Origin of the sequence: Prauserella muralis (genome assembly GCF_003202285.1) — a bacterium.
GTDB lineage: Bacteria > Actinomycetota > Actinomycetes > Mycobacteriales > Pseudonocardiaceae > Prauserella_B > Prauserella_B muralis.
The window spans coordinates 503,397-519,960 of sequence record NZ_MASW01000005.1 but is presented as its reverse complement, the minus strand read 5'-3'; the positions used below and the strand labels follow the sequence as shown (position 1 = coordinate 519,960).

The window sequence follows — 16,564 nt, the reverse complement described above, 5'->3', positions numbered from 1 at the left end:
TATATGTTCACCGGGTCGCGGCGGCGGCGAACGCGGCCAGGGACGGAAACTCCCAGTCCGGCGTGACGTCCTGACGCGGGTCGGGTGTCGCGCCCCAGCCCGGCCGGTCGTGCCGCCGGTTGATCCACACGCCGGGCAGCCCGGCCCGCTTGGCGGGCACGTGGTCGTGGAACAGGCTCTGCGCCACGTGCAACAGCCGCAGGCCGTGCTCGTCGGCGTAGCGCGTGAGCACGTCGAAGTTGCGCTGCGCGGGCTTGTAAGTGCCGACGTCCTGTGCGGTGACGACGTGGTCGAAGCGCACGTCCAGCCGCCTGCGGCTGCCCTCGAAACTCTCCCGGTCCACGTTGGACAGAATGATCAGCCGATAGCGCTCACCGAGCGCCACCAGCGCGTCGTGCGAGTCGGGAAAGGCCGGCCAGTCGGGCACCGACGTGCCGAGACGCCGCGCGTCCTCGTCGCTCACCGGGTGACCGAGCTGGGCGCCGGTGGCGCGGAACGCCTCCGCCAGCACGTCCGGGTAGAGCATCGCGGGATGCTCCCTGGCCACGCGCGCCTCCTGCTCGGCGTAGGCCGTGAGCACCTGCTCGTCGGTGAGCGCGGGGTCGAAGCGCCGCGCCCACGGGCCGATCACCGAGGCGATGCCGGTCTCCCAGTCGATCAGCGTGCCGTAGCAGTCGAAGCTCAGCGCGTCGTAACCGGTGAAGGTCTCGGACATGGGCGGCGGATCCTCCTCACTCGAAGCGGGCGGGGTCACCGGCGCCCACCCGCACGACCTCCGGCTCGTCCGAGGAGAAGTCGACGACGGTGGTGGGCTCGGTGCCGCAGTCACCCGAGTCGATCACCGCGTCCAGCACGTGGTCGAGCTCCTCCTTGATCGCCCAGCCCTGCGTCAGCGGCTCCTCCTCGCCGGGCAGCAGCAGGGTGCTGGACAGCAGCGGCTCACCCAGCTCGGCAAGCAGCAGCTGCGCGGTGACATGGTCGGGGATGCGAACACCGACCGTCTTCTTCTTGGGATGCAGCAGCCTGCGCGGCACCTCGCGGGTCGCGGGCAGGATGAAGGTGTAGCTGCCCGGTGTGGCCGCCTTGATGGCGCGGAACACGGCGTTGTTGATGTGCACCAGCTGCCCGAGCTGCGCGAAGTCCCGGCAGACCAGGGTGAAGTGGTGCCGGTCGTCGAGGCGGCGGATCTGCCGGATGCGCTCCACCCCGTCCGGATTGCCCGGCCTGCAGCCGAGGGCGAAGCACGAGTCGGTGGGGTAGGCGATCAGCCCGTTGGCGCGCACGATGTCGGCGACCTGCCGAATCGCGCGCGGCTGGGGGTTGTCCGGGTGCACGTCGAAGTACTTCGCCATGCCGTGCAGCTTAGGGTCGCGCGGCGTGATCCGCCGTCAGCCGGCGATCAGCGCGGCGAGCTCGTCGGCCAGCGGACGGCTCGCCGCCACCACGCCCGACCAGCGGCGGGTCAGGTCCGGGTCCAGCTCGAGCGGCCTGCCGAGCGCGTCGAGCACCGCGCCGCCCGCCGCCGGGACGGTGACCAGTGCGGTCGCAAGATCCACGATCCGGTGAGTGTCGGAACCGGGGTCGCAGAAGGCGTCGATGGCGCCCTCGGCGACCAGCGCCGACTCCAGCACGGTGCTGGCCAGGATGCGTACCCGGCCGGCCTGCGTGGCCACCCGCCACCACGGGTCGCGGCTGCCCGGCTTGGGGCGCAGCAGGCTCACCGACGCCCCGGCGGCCGCCGCGCGGCCCGTGGTGCGGTAGGGCGTCGGCTCTCCGGCGACGGCGTGCCAGGCGCGGCCGGTGTCCAGCCAGGTGGTCAGTGCCTCGGTGGCGCGGCCGTCGACGGCCAGCACCCCGCCGAAGCAGCACAGCGGCACACCGGCCGCGGCGTTGGCCGAGCCGTCCATCGGGTCGACCACGAGCGTCACCGCGGAGCCGCGGTCGACGAACCCGGCCTCCTCGCTGAGCAGGTTCACGCGGTGCCGCTCCGCGGTCTCGGCGATGGCGTCCTCCACCAGCCGGTCGACGAGCATCGTGGGCGTGCCGTCGGCGCCCTCGGCGACCTCGTCGGCCAGCTCGGCGCGGGTGTGGGCCAGCCGCGCCCGCGCGTAGGCCCGCGATGCCGCGACGGCGGCGTCGGCGAGCGCCGGGTCCACGGACGGCGGCAACACCGGATCGGGAACCGGCCAGTCGATCAACGTGCTCATGGCCCCATCCTGCCCGGCCCCACCAAGCTCCCCAATGCGGCATTGGTGGCGCTCAACGCTACGAATGCCGCATTGGTGGCGCTGAACGCTACGAATGTGGCATTGGGGAGCTTTCGGCGAGGTGGTCAGAAGGCGAGGACGAGGACGCTGGTGACGTAGACGGCGACGAGGATGATCCCGTCGAAGCCGAGCCGCCACCAGCCGCCCCGCTGCCGCACCAGCAGCCCGCTCACCAGCACCGTCGTCATCAGCAACGCGGAGCCGGTGAGGAACAGCTCGTCGCGGGTCGCGGCGTGGAACAGCGAGCCTTCGCGGAACGCGATGTCGCCGACGACGAGGTTGAGGGCGTCGAGGCTGTTGCCACCGATGACGGCGGCGACGGCGAGCGTGATGGCGCCCCTGCGCACCGCCGCGACGGCCGTCACCGTCTCCGGCAAGGCGTTGGCCAGTCCCATGAACAGGGCGCCGACCAGGCCCGCCGACAACCCGGTCGCGGCGACGATGCCCTCCGCGGCGCGCGCGACCGCCCAGCCACCGACCACGACCACCGCGGCGATCAGCGCGAACTCCGCCCACAGCGACGCACCACGGCGACCGTCCAGCTTGCCGTGCTCCTCGGGAGTGTCCTGCTTGGTCTCGCGGGTGCGCACCGCACGCCACATCGGCGTGTGCTGGTCCTGGATGAGCTTGAGCCCGCCCACATACAACGCCACCATCACCACCGACGCGGGGTGAATGCCCAGCACCGTCACGTCCGGGCTGAACGCCGCGAGCAGCGCGCAGCTGAGCAGCACCGTCAGCAACGAGCCGAACATCAGGTTCGACACCGACGCCGCCGCGTGTTCCAGGTTCACCCGCCGGTAGGCGGCGTCGGCCGCGACGATCGCCAGCGTCTGCACGGCGATGCCGCCCACGGCGTTGCCGTAGGCCAGTTCGGCGTTGCCCGCGGCCGCGCTGACACCGGTCATCACGATGCCCGACAGCGAGGTGGCCAACCCGAAGAACACGGCCCCGAACAGCGCCTCGCCCCAGCCAGTGCGGTCGGCGAGCGCGTCACCCAATGCGGTGAGCCTGACCCCGCAGGCCACGGTTGCCGCGGCGGCGACCACGAAGATGGCGATGCTCCAGCCCAGCGGCCAGGCTCCGCTCACCAGCACCTCCCTCGATCGGCGCTCCGGCTTACCCGGATGGCCGATCTCCGACACCCCGGGCGGGGTGGCGACGGCCCGTCAGTCGCCGGCGAGGAAGGTGGCCGCGTTGCCGCCGAGCAGCCGGTGCCGCTGCCGCTCGGTGAGAAACCCTGCCCCGCGCACCACCGCGCCGACGGGCCGCTCCCCGAGCGGGTACGGGTAGTCGCTGCCGAGCAGCACCCGCTCGTCACCCATCGTGTCCACCAGCAGGCGCAGCGCGCGCTCGTCGAACACGACGCTGTCGACGCTGAAGCGATCGAGGTAGTGCGACGGCGGGAACTCGGAGGTGCCCACGATGTCGGGGCGGCACCGCCAGGCGTTGTCCATCCGGCCTACCCACAGCGGGAACGAGCCGCCGCCGTGGGCGAAGCACAGCCGCAGCGAGCGCGGCAGCCGGTCGAACACACCGCCGAGGATCAGGGCGAGCAGCGACAGGTGCGTCTCGGCGGGCATTCCGGTCAGCCAGCGCGCCATCCACCGCTCCAGCCGCGGCGAACTGGGCATGTCCCACGGATGCACGAACACCGGGGCGCCGGCGTCGGCGCAGTGCCGCAGGAACGTGACCACCCCGTCGTCGTCGAGGTCGGCGTCGCCGACGTGGTTGCCGATCTCCACACCGCGGTGCCCGGCGGCGAGGCAGCGGTCGAGCTCCGCGCAGGCGGCGTCCGGATCCTGCAACGGCACCTGGCAGAACGGCAGGAACCGCTCCGGCGCCGGGGCGCAGATCTCGAGGGCGAGGTCGTTGAAGATGCGCGCCACCTTGGCCGCCTCGCCCGCGGGGCGGGTGTAGCTGAAGAACACCGGCGTCGGGGACACCACCTGCACGTCCACGCCGTCGGCGGCCATGTCGGCCAGCCGCGCCTCGGCGTCCCACGAGGTGCTGCGGATCCGCCGGAACTCGGCCGAGCGCAGCATGATGGTGGCCTCCCGTTCGGAGTCGAGGCGCAGCCACGGCAGGCCGGCGCCGAGGTCCGGCCAGCCGCGGGGCACGTAGTGCGTGTGGACGTCGATGACCGTCGTGTCGGCCACCGTGTCAGCCCTTCCCGGGGTGCAGGTGACCGCAGGACGGGCAGGTCCTGGCCTGCTCGTCGGCGTAGAACCGGCCGAACACCGGTGGCAGGTCGTCCACGATGCTGCGCACCTGCAGTTCCACCTCGTGCACCAGTGCATGGCAGCGAGGGCAGTACCACTGGAACTTCTCCAGCGTGCCCTCCTCGCGGATGCGCTCCACGACGAGGCCGATGGAGCCCGCCTCCGGGCGTTGCGGCGAGTGCGGCACGTTGGCGGGCAGCAGCCACATCTCGCCTTCGCCGATGCGGATCGAGCGCGGGCCCTCGTCGGTGATGATGTCGACGTGCATGGTGCCGCGGTACTGGTAGAACCACTCCTCGTAGGGGTCGACGTGGTAGTCGGTGCGCTGGTTGGGGCCGCCCACCACCATGACGATGAAGTTGCCGGCGTCGGCGAACAGCTGCTTGTTGTTCACCGGCGGTTTGAGCAGGTGCTCGTTCTCGGCGATCCACTTCGGGAAGTTGATGACCGGGTTGATGTCGTTCACGGCCGTGTCCTCCGCTCGGCTGGTTCGGCGGCGTCGACGAATGCGCCACCCTTGATGGTTTCGCAGCCGGGCATGCCGGACCAATGACATTTCCGCTCGCCGCCATGCCCGGGCGGGCATGGCGTCCGATAGCCGTTCGTGACGTCAGGGTTTCCCCGGCATAGCGGTGCGGACATACGGTGACCGGCATGGAACCCGACGGCTTGCTGGACGGACGGCTGAAACTGCGCCACCTCGTGATGGTGACGACCATCGCCGAGCACGGCAGCGTCGTGCGGGCGGCCGAGCACCTGCACGTCACCCAGCCGGTGGTGACCCGCGGCCTGCGGGAGCTGGAGACGATCCTCGGCGCCCGGATGTTCGACCGCGGACCGCGCGGCGTGGAGCTCACCATCTACGGCAGCGCGTTCGTCGAGCACGCGCGGGCGGTGCTGGCCCAGATCCGGCAGGCGGGCCAGCACGTCGCCGAACTCGGCGAGGCCAAGGTCGGCACGGTCACCGTCGGCACCCACCTGGCGGGCACCACCGTTCTGCTGCCGAGGGCCATCGCCCGGCTCAAGCGGCAGCGGCCGCACGTCACCGTCGTCGTCAAGGACGCCACCCCGGACGTGCTGCACCTGGACCTGCTCGGCGGGCGGATCGACCTCATGGTCGGCAGGCTCGCGCCACCCGCCGACGACGCGCGGCTGAGCCAGGTGCGCCTCTACGACGAGGCCATCCGGCTGGTCACCCGCACGGGCCACCCGGCGCAGGAGTTGCCCGCGCCCTCGATCGCCGACCTGCTCGGGTACCCGTGGATCCTGCCGGTGCGGGAGACCGCGCTGCGGCGGGAGATCGAGAACGTGTTCTTCGCCGAGGGCGTGCCGCTGCCCGCCGACCGCGTCGAGTGCACGTCGAACCCCATCCTGCACACGCTGCTGACCGAGACCGACGCCATCGCCGCGATGCCCATGCTGGTCGCCGCCGAGGACGACAAGCTGTCCCTGCTGCCCTCGACGCTGCCGTCGGTGAGCAGGAGGGTCGGCGTCACCCTGCCCCGGGACCGCACACCGGGCCCGACGGCGCGCCTGCTGCTGGAATGCCTGCACGACGCGGCGGCCGACATCCGGGAACGGCTGGTCAGCGGGTAGCGGTCTTGCGGTCCTGGCGCAGGGGCGCGCCCGCGCTGTGCAGGTGCCGCAGCGCCTCGCCGTACGAGGCGAGCAGGCCGGTCTCGTGGTAAGGGACGCCGATCTCCGCGCAGTAGTCCCGCACGATCGGCTGTGCCCGGCGCAGGTGCGGCGACGGCATGCTGGGAAAGAGGTGGTGCTCGATCTGGTAGTTCAGCCCGCCGAGCGCGACATCGGTGAACCGGCCGCCGCGCACGTTGCGTGAGGTGAGCACCTGCCTGCGGAGGAAGTCGGGCCGCTCGTCACCGCGCAGCATCACCATGCCCTTGTGGTTGGGGGCGAAGATCGAACCCAGGTAGAGCCCCCACAGCCCCTGGTGCACGGCGAGGAACACCAGAGCCTTGCCGGGGGAGAGCACCAGGAAGAGCACGGCGAGGTAGGCGAGCACGTGCGTCACGAGCAGCACGGCCTCGGCCCCGCGCCGCCTCAGCCTCGGGGACGCCAGCGCCCGGAACCCGGACACGTGCAGGTTGAGCCCCTCCAGGGCGAGCAACGGGAAGAACAGGTACGCCTGCCACCGCCCGACGAACCGCGCGAGCCCGGCGCTCTCGCGAGCCTGCTTGCCCGACCACACCAGGATGTCCGGCGCGACGTCCGGATCGAGCTCCTCGTGGTTGGGGTTGGCGTGGTGGCGGGTGTGCTTGTCCATCCACCAGCCGTAGCTCAGGCCGATGGCGAGGTTGCCGGTGACCAGCCCGGCGATCTCGGTGGGCCTGCGCGTGCGGACCACCTGGCGGTGCGCCAGGTCGTGCGCCAGCAACGCCACCTGGCCGAACAGCACGGCGAACCCGGCCGCCACGAGCACCTGCCACCAGGAGTCGCCGAGGGTCAGGAACAGGGCAAGGCCACCGGCGTAGGCGGCGCCGACGAGGCCGAAGCGCAGGAGGTAGTAGAGCGGGCGGCGGCGGAACAGCCCCGCCTCGGAGATCCGGCGGGCGAGTCGCGAGTAGTCGCTGCCCCTGGCGGTCGTGGCGTTGTCGATGGACACCTACCCGAGTCTGGGCACGGCCGGCGCCACCGGTAAGCCCGCCCGCACCCGGATCGGCCTTGGTGCAGGCCCCACCGCGGGACCTTCGGCACGCGCACCAGCGACCTTCGGCCCCAGCTCAACAGGCTGCGGAAACGCACGCTGAGCTTGTCGGCGGGCTGACAGGAGAGTGATGGCGATGCACGGGGCACGGATGCTGCGGCGAGGCGGGGTTCTCGCGGCGGTGGCACTTCTGGCAGGCACACTGGCCCCCGCGGCACAGGCGGTGGACGCCGCTCCCGGCTCGGCGCAGGTGTTCACCCGCGCCGCCGACACCACGCGGAAGGTGGTCACGCTGACCTTTGACGCGGACTGGTGGAGTCCCGGCGACCCCACCACGGTGCTGCGGATCCTGCGGCAGAACGGCATCACCGCCGGATTCGGCCTCACCGGCCGGTACGTGGAGAAGTACCCGGCGCAGGCGCGGGCGCTGCTGTCCGCGGGGCACAAGCTCATCAACCACAGCTACGACCACCCGTACTTCACGGACCTGACACGGGCGCAACGGTGGTCGCAGCTCGACAGAGCCGAAGCCGCGTTCAACCGGATCGGCCACACCTCCGGCGGCTGGTTCCGTGCCCCGTACCGGGACGGCTACCTCGACGCGGGCATCAACCGGGACCTGGCGGCCCGTGGCTACTACATCAGCTACGACTGGACCTACGACACGACCGGTTACCAGGGCGCCAGCGTGGAGACGATCCTGGACCGGGTGCGCCGCTACACGGTTCCGGGCACGACGATCGTGATGCACCTGAGCAACGAGTCCACCGACACCGCCGCGCTGCCGCGGATCATCTCCACGCTGCGCGGCATGGGCTACGGCTTCACCACACCGAACCGGTCGGTCACCAGCGGCGCCATCGGCGCCAAGTACTCCGCGCTCGGTGCGGGCAACTCCGCGTTGCGGGCTCCCCGCACCGGCCAGCTGACGGCCACGACGGCGGGCACGGGCGCGGTGCAGTGGTTCCAGCGCGGCCGCATCTACTGGCACCGCGACACCGGCGCCCACGAGGTGCACGGCGCGATCATGGGCAAGTACGCGGGCCTGCGCACCGTCAACGGGTTCCTGCGGTTCCCGCGCACCGACGAGCGACGCTGCCCGGACGGCGTCGGCCGCTTCAACCAGTTCCAGGGCGGCTCGATCTACTGGAGCCCGGCCGGCGGGGCGCACGAGGTGCACGGGGCGATCCTCACCCGGTGGGCGTCGCTGGGCTGGGAAGGCGGCAGGCTCGGCTATCCGGTGACCGACGAGTACGCGGTCAGCGGCGGCAGGCGCAGCGACTTCCAGCACGGCTCGATCATCTGGACCGCCGCCACGGGCACCACCCGCGTCGTCTACGGCTGAGCCGCCCGGCGCGCGCATCCTGGCCGTGGCCGGGCAGCGCGTCCTGCACACCCCGCCGGCAGCCGCCGGTGAAGAGGATACGCCGTGACCAATCCCCGCTGAGCCGCTCAGACAGCCTGGGCGGTGGGCAGGATGGTGATCTCGGTAAGGTTGACGTGCCGGGGCATCGAGGCGATGAATGCGACGGTTTCGGCGACGTCGGCCGGGCTGAGGACGTCGATGTCGTGGATCAGGTCGGCCATCAGCGTGCTGGCGTCGGGGTCGGTGACGTGGTCGGGCAACTCGGTGTCGACCATGCCCGGTTCGATCGTGGCCACCCTGACCATCTTGCGGCCCAGCTCGACGCGGAGTAGCCGGGTGAGCTGGCTGACGTAGGCCTTGGTCCCGGAGTAGATCGAGAACTTTTCCAGGACCCGGGTCGCCGCAATCGAGGACGTGGTGATCAGGTCAGCGGGGTCGCCCGCCACCGCGGCGTCGGTGAGGTGGGGCACGAAGGCGCCGATGACGTTCATGACGCCTGTGATGTTGAGGTCGATCTGGCGTTGCCAGTCGTCCACCTGCAGATCCTCGATCGAGGAGATCAGCTGGACGCCCGCGTTGTTGAACACCAGGTCCACCCGGCCGAGCTGGTCGGTGATCTGCTCGGCGGCCGCGGTGACGGCATCCCGGTCGGTGACGTCGAGCGGGAGGGCCAGCGCGGTGCCGCCCGCAGCGGCGATGCGGGCCACGAGGGCGTCGAGGTTGTCCTTGCGGCGGGCGGCCACGGCGACCTTGGCGCCCAGTGCTGCCACCCGTTCCGCGGTGGCCTCGCCGATGCCGCTGGAGGCTCCGGTGACGAGAGCGACACGGCCGGCCAGCGGGCTGGTGGTGATGACTGCTGACATGTTCGCTTGCCCTTCGAAGTCGGTACAGGTTTGCGGCACCAACACAACCAGCCGGCAGGCCCGCGGGGTGGCCTGAACAGGGCCGCGCGTATCCGGGGACACGCTGGGCCACCCTCGCCGCGCAGGGTGCGCGGTTTCTCCTTCTGGACCGCCGCCACGGGCACCACCCGCGTCGACGGCGGACGCGGTTGGCACGATGGCCGGGACGCAGGCGAGCCAAGGGAGCGGCATGGGCAAGGTGGAGCTGACCGAGGACGCGGGCCGGTGGACGTTGACGCTGACGGACCCGGACCGGCGCAACTGCCTCGACGAGGCGATGTGCGCGGAGCTGGGCGAGGCGATCGCGAAGGTCGGCGCCTCGCCCGGCGCCCGCACCCTGGTCGTGGCCGGGCAGGGTAGCGCGTTCTGCGCGGGCGCCGACCTGCCCGCCCTGTTCGGCTCCGCCGCCGACCGGCCGGTCGGCGAGATCCGCAGCCACCTGCACCGCGTCTACGACAGCTTCCTGCGGCTGCGGGAGCTGCCGATCCCCACGGTCGCCGCCGTGCAGGGCGCGGCCGTCGGCGCCGGGCTCAACCTCGCGATGGCGTGCGACGTGCGGATCGCGGGGCCGAAGGCGTCCTTCGCGGCCACGTTCTCCCGCATCGGTCTGCACCCCGGCGGAGGCTGCACGTACTTCCTGGTCGACGCGCTCGGACCGCAGAAGGCGCTGGCGCTGCTGCTCGACGGCGGTGCGCTCGACGGCGAGACGGCCGTCCGCGAGGGTGTGGCGCTGGAGCTCGCCGACAACCCGCTGGCCAGGGCCACCGAGCTGGCCGTCCGGTGGGCCGAGCTCGATCCGGCGCTGGCCCGCGACATCAAGTCCGCGGTCGGCATCGCCAAGACCGGGGACTTCGCCGCGACGCTCGAGTTCGAGTCCTGGGCGCAGGCCGCCTCGGCGACGGGCCCGGCTATCCAGGAGGTCGTCGCCCGCTTCCGCAGGTGACGACACCGGCGAGGTGACGGAACTGTCGGTGCCCGATGCGAACATGTGTTCGTGTCGACCGAGGGTCCGATCCTGCATGCCGACCTGGACGCGTTCTACGCGTCGGTCGAGCAGCGCGACGATCCCCGGCTGCGCGGGCGGCCGGTGATCGTCGGCGGGGGAGTCGTGCTGGCCGCCAGCTACGAGGCCAAGGCCTACGGCGTGCGCACCGCGATGGGCGGCGGGCAGGCACGGCGGCTGTGCCCGCACGCGGTGGTGGTGCCGCCGAGGATGTCGGCCTACTCCGAGGCCAGCAAGGCGGTGTTCGCGGTGTTCCGCGACACCACGCCGATCGTCGAGGGCATCTCGATCGACGAGGCGTTTCTCGACGTCGGCGGGCTCGCCCGCATCTCCGGCAGCCCCAGCCGGATCGCCGCCCGGCTCCGCAGGGACGTCGCCGAACGGGTCGGCCTGCCCATCACGGTCGGCGTGGCCAGGACCAAGTTCCTCGCCAAGGTGGCCAGTGGCGTCGCCAAGCCCGACGGGCTCCTGGTGGTGCCCCACGACGGCGAGCTGGCGTTCCTGCATCCCCTGCCGGTGGAACGGCTGTGGGGTGTCGGCCGGGTCACCTCGGCGAAGCTGCGCGACCGGGGCATCACCACCGTCGGGCAGGTCGCGACGCTCTCCGAGGCCCAGCTGGTGTCGATGCTCGGCCGCGGCGCGGGCAGGCACCTGCACGCGCTGGCGCACAACCGCGACCCGCGGCCCGTGCAGGTGGGCAGGCGGCGCCGGTCGATGGGCGCGCAGCGGGCACTCGGCAGCCGCTACCGTTCGCCGGACGAGCTGGACGCCATCCTCGCCGGGCTCACCGACCGGCTCGCCCGCAGGCTGCGGTCCGCACACCGGGTGTGCCGCACGGTGGTGCTGCGGCTGCGTTTCGCCGACTACACCCGCGCCACCCGGTCACACACGCTCACCGAGGCCACCGCAGGCACCGAGACCATACTGGCCACCGCACGGGGGCTGCTGGCCACGGTGCGGCCGCTGATCGACCGCGAGGGGCTCACCTTGATCGGTGTCTCGCTGTCCAACCTGGACAACGACGATGCCGTGCAGCTGGTGCTGCCGTTCGACGAGCACGCGGCAGGAAGGCTGGACTCCGCACTCGACTCGGTGCGCAACCGCTTCGGCTCGGCGGCCGTCACCCGCGCCGCGCTGCTGGGCCGCGACCAGGGCCTTTCGGTGCCGCTGCTGCCGGACTGACACGTGCCAGGATGGGACGGGAACGATGCCCGCCCGCTCGCCGTCGAAGGTGCCAACGACGAGGCGGGGGCCGGATGAGTCATCGACACCAGCCGTATGGAGGGCAGCAGCCCTACGGCATGCCCACGCAGCCCGGTCCCGGTTACGGCGGTCACGGTCCGTCCACTCAGTACGGCGGAGAGCACGGCGCTTTCGGCGCGCCACCGCGGAAGAAGACCGGAGCGATCGCCACCGTGGTCACGATGGTGGCGCTGGCGCTGGGCACCCTCGGCATCACCGGATTCGTCGCACCGGGGTTCCTCCTCGGCGAGGAGACCACGAACCAGGCAGGCCCACTGCCGGCACGGCCTGTCAGCTCGTCCTCCGCCGAACCGACCACCGGACAGCCGACCGCCGGGCTACCCACCGGCGAGCCGCCGAGCAGCCCGGCGGGCCAGGACGGTCCCACCGCGGGCGGAAAGCCGGTCGACCGGGTCGCACTGGCCGCGATGCAGACCTTCCTCGACGACGTCAACTCCGGCGACGCGGCCGCGGCGAAGTGCAGGCTGTGCGCGGACGGGATCAGCACACCCGCGGACGTCGACGAGCTCATCGGCCACCGGCCGGAGCTGCGGATCGATCCGACGATCGACGGACGTGCCGCGGGCATCGACTCCGTCCAGGTCTACCTGCGCGGCACGGCAGGCGGCCGGCAGGTCGACGGCTACTCCACCAACCTCTGGATGACCAGCTACGAGGGACCGTGGTGCGTGCACGCGTTCCGGGTCGTCGTGGTCTGACTCAGAGCAGTTCCCTGCCCGTGCGGGCGCGGTAGCGGATCAGGTGCTGTGGGACGAACGCCGTCACCACCGTGCGCCACTGCTGGTCGGCGGTCAGCAACTGGTAGCTCACCACTCCGAGTGGCGCGCCGTCGACGGCAGGCATCCAGCCTCGCAGCAGGCCCTTGACCTCGTAGCGATACTGCAACCCGTCGGGCGCGTCGTCGTAGTACGAGAACGGGTCGCTGCGCAACGCCGGGCGCAGGTTCACCCAGACCCACTGCGGCGGGTCCACGGGCCGGAAGGCCTCGGGCGGCCCATCGGCGGGCGTCCAGACCGGCCGGGTCGGTGTCGAGCTGACGTCCCGCCGCCACCACCGGCAGGGCATCCGAGCTGGTTGGTTCACGTGCACTCCCCTGACTGACCCCACGATTCGAACAAGCGTTCTAATGGTTGTCAAGGCCGCCGCGGTCGATGCCCGGCAGCATCACAGTCCCGCGGCCCGGAAGAATGTTCTCCGTGACCGAGCGGGCGCGAGGAGGAGTCAGTCATGCCGGTGCCGTCGGCGTCACGGAGCCCGGATCTGGTGCGGAGCCTGCAGGAGCGCGTCGCCAGGGCGCTGCCCGCCGAGCACGTCGAGCGGGTGGGGGACTGGTGGCTGCGCCACACCACGACCGCGTCGTGGTGGCTGGGCACGGTCCTGCCGCACGGGCGGGCCGACCCGGCCGACCTCCCGCGCCGGATCGCGACCGCCGAGGCGTTCTACGCGGGCTTCGGCGCGTTGGCACGGTTCCAGATCACCCCCGGCGCCTGCCCGGACGGCCTCGACCCGGAGCTGGCCGGGCGCGGCTACCGACGGACCGGCCCGATGTCCCTGCAGACGGCGCGGACCGCCGACGTCCGGACGCGCCCGCGTCCGTCCGGGCTGCGGGTGGAGGTGAGCGGCACGCCCGCCCCCGCCTGGTTCGAGGCCTGGCAGGAGGTCCACGGCCACGGTGGTGATCCGCGCGCCGAGCGGGATCTGCTCAGCAGGGTGCGCCTGCCCAGCGCCTTCGTCTGCGTGCTCGGCGGCGACACGGTGATCGCCGTGGGCCGCGCGGTCGCCGACGACGGCTGGGCCGGGCTGTTCGGCATGGCCACGCTGCCGCCGGCACGCGGCAGGGGAGCGGGACGCGCCGTCGTCGGCGTCCTCGCCGACTGGGCGGCCGGGCTGGGCTGCCGCGGCCTCTACCTCCAGGTCGAGCGGGACAACGACCCAGCGCTACGGCTGTACGCGCGGATGGGTTTCACCGAGGCGTGCGCCTACCACTACCGGGCCCTGGCCGGTTGACGGCTCACGACCGGCGCAGTGCCCCGGCGAGCCTGCCGATGCCTTCGGCGATCCGCTCCGGCGTGTGCGTGGTGAACGACAGCCGCAGCGTCGTGCGGTCCGGCGTGCCCGCGTAGAACGGCACCCCCGGCACGAAGGCCACATGACGCTCCAGCGCGGCAGGCAGCAGGGACTCGGCGTCGACGCCGCTCGGCAGCCGCAGCCACACGAACATGCCGCCGCCCGGATCGGTGCGCTCGGTGCCGTCCGGCATGGCATCGTCCACTGTGGCCACCATCGCGTCCTTGCGTGCCCGGTAGGCGGCGCACAGCGTGTCCACGTGCGCGTCGAGATCGCGAGTGGCGAGGTAGATCGCGGCCGCGGCCTGGTCCACTGTGGAGGTGTGCAGGTCGGCGGCCTGCTTCGCGACGGTCAGCGCGGGGCGTAGCGACGTGGGCGCCCGCAGCCAGCCGAGCCGCATACCCGGAGAGCCGATCTTGGAGAAGCTGCCGACGTAGACGACGTGCGCGCCCGCCGACGGCGCCGCGGCCAGCGGCGGGAGCGCGGGGCCCTGGTACCGCAGTTCGCTGTAGGGGTCGTCCTCCACGACCCACACGCCGTGGGTGGCGGTGAGCGCGGCAACGGCCTGCCGTCGTTCAGCGGTGAGCGTGCGCCCGGTCGGGTTGGCGAAGGTCGGCACCAGGTACAACAGGGTGGGCCGCTCCCGCTCGATCACCCTGGCCAGCGCATCCGGATCGAGTCCGTCGGCGTCGCTCGCCACCGGCACGATCCGCGCACCCGCCGCCTGGAAACTCTGCAGTGCCGCCAGGTAGGTCGGCTCCTCCACGGCGACCACCGCACCCGGATCGAGCAGCGCGGAGGCGAGCAGAGTGAGCGCCTGCTGCGAGCCGGTGGTGACGAGGAGATCGTCAGCGCTGGTGGGCAGTCCGCGGCGGGTGAGCCGGGCGGCCACCGCCGCCCGCAGGGCCGGGTCACCCTCCGTGGGCGCGTACTGCAGGTTGCGCCTGCCGGCGGCCTCGCTCAATGCCTGGCCGAAGGCGGCCTGCCAGCCGCCGAGGTCGAACAGCTCCGGCGCGGGCAACCCGCCCGCGAAGGAGATCACCTCGGGGCGCTGGGTGAGAGTGAGCAGGTCGCGAACGGGCGAGCGGGTGATCGCGGTCAGCTTCCGCGGCATGGCAGGGGCGGACACAAGCGGCTCCTCGAGTCGTACGGGTGAGAGGGACCGCGTCCGGGCCGGCGCTCGTGCCGTCGGCGGGACGCGCAGTGGGCTGCAAGGGATGAGGAGCCAAGATCAGCCTACCGGCGCGCCCGGTGACGCGGCCAGCGATTTCCACGCTCACAGCACCTGACGCCGGAACCGGTGCCGTACTGGCGCCCGGGCAGCGACCCGACGTCGACGGCGGCGGCGTGAGCTGCCGGGACTGCGGCCTGCTCGGCCCGGTGCGGCTCGTACCCTACGGCGAGGTCGCGCCGTAGATCCCGAAGGAGACGCCCATGCCCCGTTCCCTCGCCTCCCGGCCGTGGCTGCCGCCGCACAGCGACGAGCGGGTCCGCTCGGTCGCGGAGGCGACGGCGGGGCGGGGCGCGCTCGAGACGCTCGCCGAACTCGACCGGCTGGTGGCGCAGAACCAGCGCATCCACGACGCCGAGGCGGTGAACCTCAATCCCGCCACCAACGTGATGAACCCGCGGGCCGAGGCGATGCTGTCGGCCGGGCTCGGCTCGCGGCCCTCCCTCGGCTACCCGGCGGAGAAGTACGAGACCGGCCTGGAGGCCATCGAGCAGATCGAGATCATCGCCGCCGAGCTGGCCGCGCAGGTGTTCGGCGCCCGCTACGCCGAAGTGCGGGTGGGGTCCGGCGCGCTGGCGAACCTCTACGCGTTCCTGGCCACCTGCCGGCCGGGGGACACGATCATCGCGCCGCCCGCCGCCGTCGGCGGGCACGTCACGCACCACGACGCGGGTGCGGCCGGGCTGTACGGCCTGCGGATCGTGCCCGCACCGGTCGCCGCCGGTGGCTACACCGTGGACGTCGGCGCGCTGCGGGAGCTGGCCGCCGAGGTGCGCCCCGCGCTCATCACCATCGGCGGCAGCCTGAATCTGTTCCCGCACCCGGTGGCCGCGATCCGTGACATCGCCGACGGCGTGGGGGCGCGCGTGCTGTTCGACGCGGCGCATCTGTGCGGGATGATCGCCGGGGAGCAGTGGCCCTCACCGCTGGCCGAGGGCGCCGACCTGCTCACCATGAGCACCTACAAGAGCCTCGGCGGCCCGGCGGGCGGGCTGCTGCTCACCGACGACCCCGGGCTCGCGCAACGGGTGGAGGAGATCGCCCACCCGGGGCTGACGGCGAACTTCGACGCGGGCACGACGGCGGCGCTGGCGGTGACGCTGCTCGACTGGCAGGTGGCCGGCCGGTCCTACGCCGAGTGCATGGTGGCCACGGCGCGGCGGCTGGCCGCGGAGCTGACCGCGCTCGGGGTGCCCGTCTTCGCCGCCGAGCGCGGTGCCACCACGTCGCATCAGTTCGCCGTCCTCGCCGGCCGCTACGGCGGAGGTCAGGCGGCCGCCCGGAGGCTGCGGGAGGCCAACCTGCTCGCGTGCGGCATCGGACTGCCCGCCGAGCCGGTGGAGGGAGATCTCAACGGGCTGCGGCTGGGCACGCCGGAGATCGTCCGGCGCGGCATGACCGAGGCGGACATGCCCGCGCTGGCCGCGTTCCTCGCCCGTGGCCTGGACCCCGCTTCCGATCCGCGCGCGGTCGGCGCCGAGGTGAGCGCATGGCGCCGGAGGTTCACCGGGGTGCACTTCACGGCGTGATCCCGCCCGGTGTGTTGGCCGCCTGTGTCGCCGGCGAGCTGTCCGAGTG

General features: G+C 72.4%; 17 protein-coding genes. 7 read left to right on the top strand and 10 right to left on the bottom strand.

Translation table 11 applies throughout. From position 1 onward, the window contains the following. Positions 1-7: 7 nt before the first annotated feature. The 6 genes from BAY60_RS23200 to BAY60_RS23175 form a co-directional block, all read right to left on the bottom strand. Positions 8-715, bottom strand: coding sequence for a haloacid dehalogenase type II (locus BAY60_RS23200; RefSeq protein ID WP_112283148.1), 708 nt, complete (start codon positions 713-715; stop codon positions 8-10). A 16-nt stretch (positions 716-731) separates the two neighbouring features. Further along, the gene (locus BAY60_RS23195; RefSeq protein WP_112283147.1) at positions 732-1,352 is read right to left on the bottom strand and encodes an L-threonylcarbamoyladenylate synthase; all 621 of its coding nucleotides are present in this window, start codon (positions 1,350-1,352) and stop codon (positions 732-734) included. Between the two features lie 36 nt (positions 1,353-1,388). Then, positions 1,389-2,207, bottom strand: coding sequence for an inositol monophosphatase family protein (locus tag BAY60_RS23190; RefSeq protein ID WP_112283146.1), 819 nt, complete (start codon positions 2,205-2,207; stop codon positions 1,389-1,391). A gap of 125 nt (positions 2,208-2,332) precedes the next feature. Continuing rightward, positions 2,333-3,358, bottom strand: a complete 1,026-nt coding sequence (locus BAY60_RS23185) for a sodium:calcium antiporter (RefSeq protein ID WP_245992763.1) — start codon at positions 3,356-3,358, stop codon at positions 2,333-2,335. Between the two features lie 78 nt (positions 3,359-3,436). After that, positions 3,437-4,426, bottom strand: coding sequence for an amidohydrolase family protein (locus BAY60_RS23180; RefSeq protein WP_112283145.1), 990 nt, complete (start codon positions 4,424-4,426; stop codon positions 3,437-3,439). Between the two features lie 4 nt (positions 4,427-4,430). Then, a complete protein-coding gene (locus BAY60_RS23175) occupies positions 4,431-4,955 on the bottom strand; it encodes a 3-hydroxyanthranilate 3,4-dioxygenase (RefSeq protein WP_112283144.1) in 525 nt (174 codons plus the stop codon). Positions 4,956-5,143: 188 nt separating this feature from the next. Here BAY60_RS23175 and BAY60_RS23170 point away from each other — a divergent pair, with 188 nt between their 5' ends. Continuing rightward, complete coding sequence (locus tag BAY60_RS23170) at positions 5,144-6,085, top strand: LysR substrate-binding domain-containing protein (RefSeq protein ID WP_112283143.1); 942 nt, start codon at positions 5,144-5,146, stop codon at positions 6,083-6,085. Here BAY60_RS23170 and BAY60_RS23165 read toward each other — a convergent pair. Continuing rightward, positions 6,075-7,106, bottom strand: a complete 1,032-nt coding sequence (locus BAY60_RS23165; RefSeq protein ID WP_112283556.1) for a fatty acid desaturase family protein — start codon at positions 7,104-7,106, stop codon at positions 6,075-6,077. The two genes, BAY60_RS23170 and BAY60_RS23165, sit on opposite strands and share 11 nt — an antisense overlap. Before the next feature lie 178 nt (positions 7,107-7,284). Here BAY60_RS23165 and BAY60_RS23160 point away from each other — a divergent pair, with 178 nt between their 5' ends. Next, positions 7,285-8,499, top strand: coding sequence for a polysaccharide deacetylase family protein (locus tag BAY60_RS23160; protein WP_112283142.1), 1,215 nt, complete (start codon positions 7,285-7,287; stop codon positions 8,497-8,499). Between the two features lie 107 nt (positions 8,500-8,606). On the opposite strand, the gene BAY60_RS23155 is transcribed toward BAY60_RS23160, so the two are convergent. Further along, the gene (locus tag BAY60_RS23155; protein ID WP_112283141.1) at positions 8,607-9,383 is read right to left on the bottom strand and encodes an SDR family oxidoreductase; all 777 of its coding nucleotides are present in this window, start codon (positions 9,381-9,383) and stop codon (positions 8,607-8,609) included. A gap of 229 nt (positions 9,384-9,612) precedes the next feature. Between BAY60_RS23155 and BAY60_RS23150 the strand changes: the two genes are divergently transcribed. From BAY60_RS23150 to BAY60_RS23140, 3 genes are all read left to right on the top strand, one after another. Then, positions 9,613-10,365: an enoyl-CoA hydratase gene (locus BAY60_RS23150; protein WP_112283140.1), complete on the top strand. Its 753-nt coding sequence runs from the start codon at positions 9,613-9,615 to the stop codon at positions 10,363-10,365. Between the two features lie 51 nt (positions 10,366-10,416). Continuing rightward, positions 10,417-11,607, top strand: coding sequence for a DNA polymerase IV (gene dinB, locus BAY60_RS23145; RefSeq protein WP_211330427.1), 1,191 nt, complete (start codon positions 10,417-10,419; stop codon positions 11,605-11,607). Positions 11,608-11,681: 74 nt separating this feature from the next. Further along, positions 11,682-12,386: a hypothetical protein gene (locus BAY60_RS23140; protein WP_146771069.1), complete on the top strand. Its 705-nt coding sequence runs from the start codon at positions 11,682-11,684 to the stop codon at positions 12,384-12,386. A 1-nt stretch (position 12,387) separates the two neighbouring features. On the opposite strand, the gene BAY60_RS23135 is transcribed toward BAY60_RS23140, so the two are convergent. Further along, the gene (locus tag BAY60_RS23135; protein WP_245992762.1) at positions 12,388-12,771 is read right to left on the bottom strand and encodes a hypothetical protein; all 384 of its coding nucleotides are present in this window, start codon (positions 12,769-12,771) and stop codon (positions 12,388-12,390) included. Between the two features lie 144 nt (positions 12,772-12,915). Here BAY60_RS23135 and BAY60_RS23130 point away from each other — a divergent pair, with 144 nt between their 5' ends. After that, positions 12,916-13,695 carry a GNAT family N-acetyltransferase gene (locus tag BAY60_RS23130; protein ID WP_112283137.1) on the top strand — a complete coding sequence of 260 codons (780 nt, stop codon included), beginning with the start codon at positions 12,916-12,918 and terminating at the stop codon, positions 13,693-13,695. A 4-nt stretch (positions 13,696-13,699) separates the two neighbouring features. Here BAY60_RS23130 and BAY60_RS23125 read toward each other — a convergent pair whose 3' ends face one another. After that, complete coding sequence (locus tag BAY60_RS23125; protein ID WP_245992761.1) at positions 13,700-14,884, bottom strand: aminotransferase-like domain-containing protein; 1,185 nt, start codon at positions 14,882-14,884, stop codon at positions 13,700-13,702. A gap of 305 nt (positions 14,885-15,189) precedes the next feature. Between BAY60_RS23125 and BAY60_RS23120 the strand changes: the two genes are divergently transcribed. Further along, positions 15,190-16,515, top strand: a complete 1,326-nt coding sequence (locus BAY60_RS23120; RefSeq protein ID WP_112283135.1) for a serine hydroxymethyltransferase — start codon at positions 15,190-15,192, stop codon at positions 16,513-16,515. Positions 16,516-16,564: the final 49 nt, after the last annotated feature.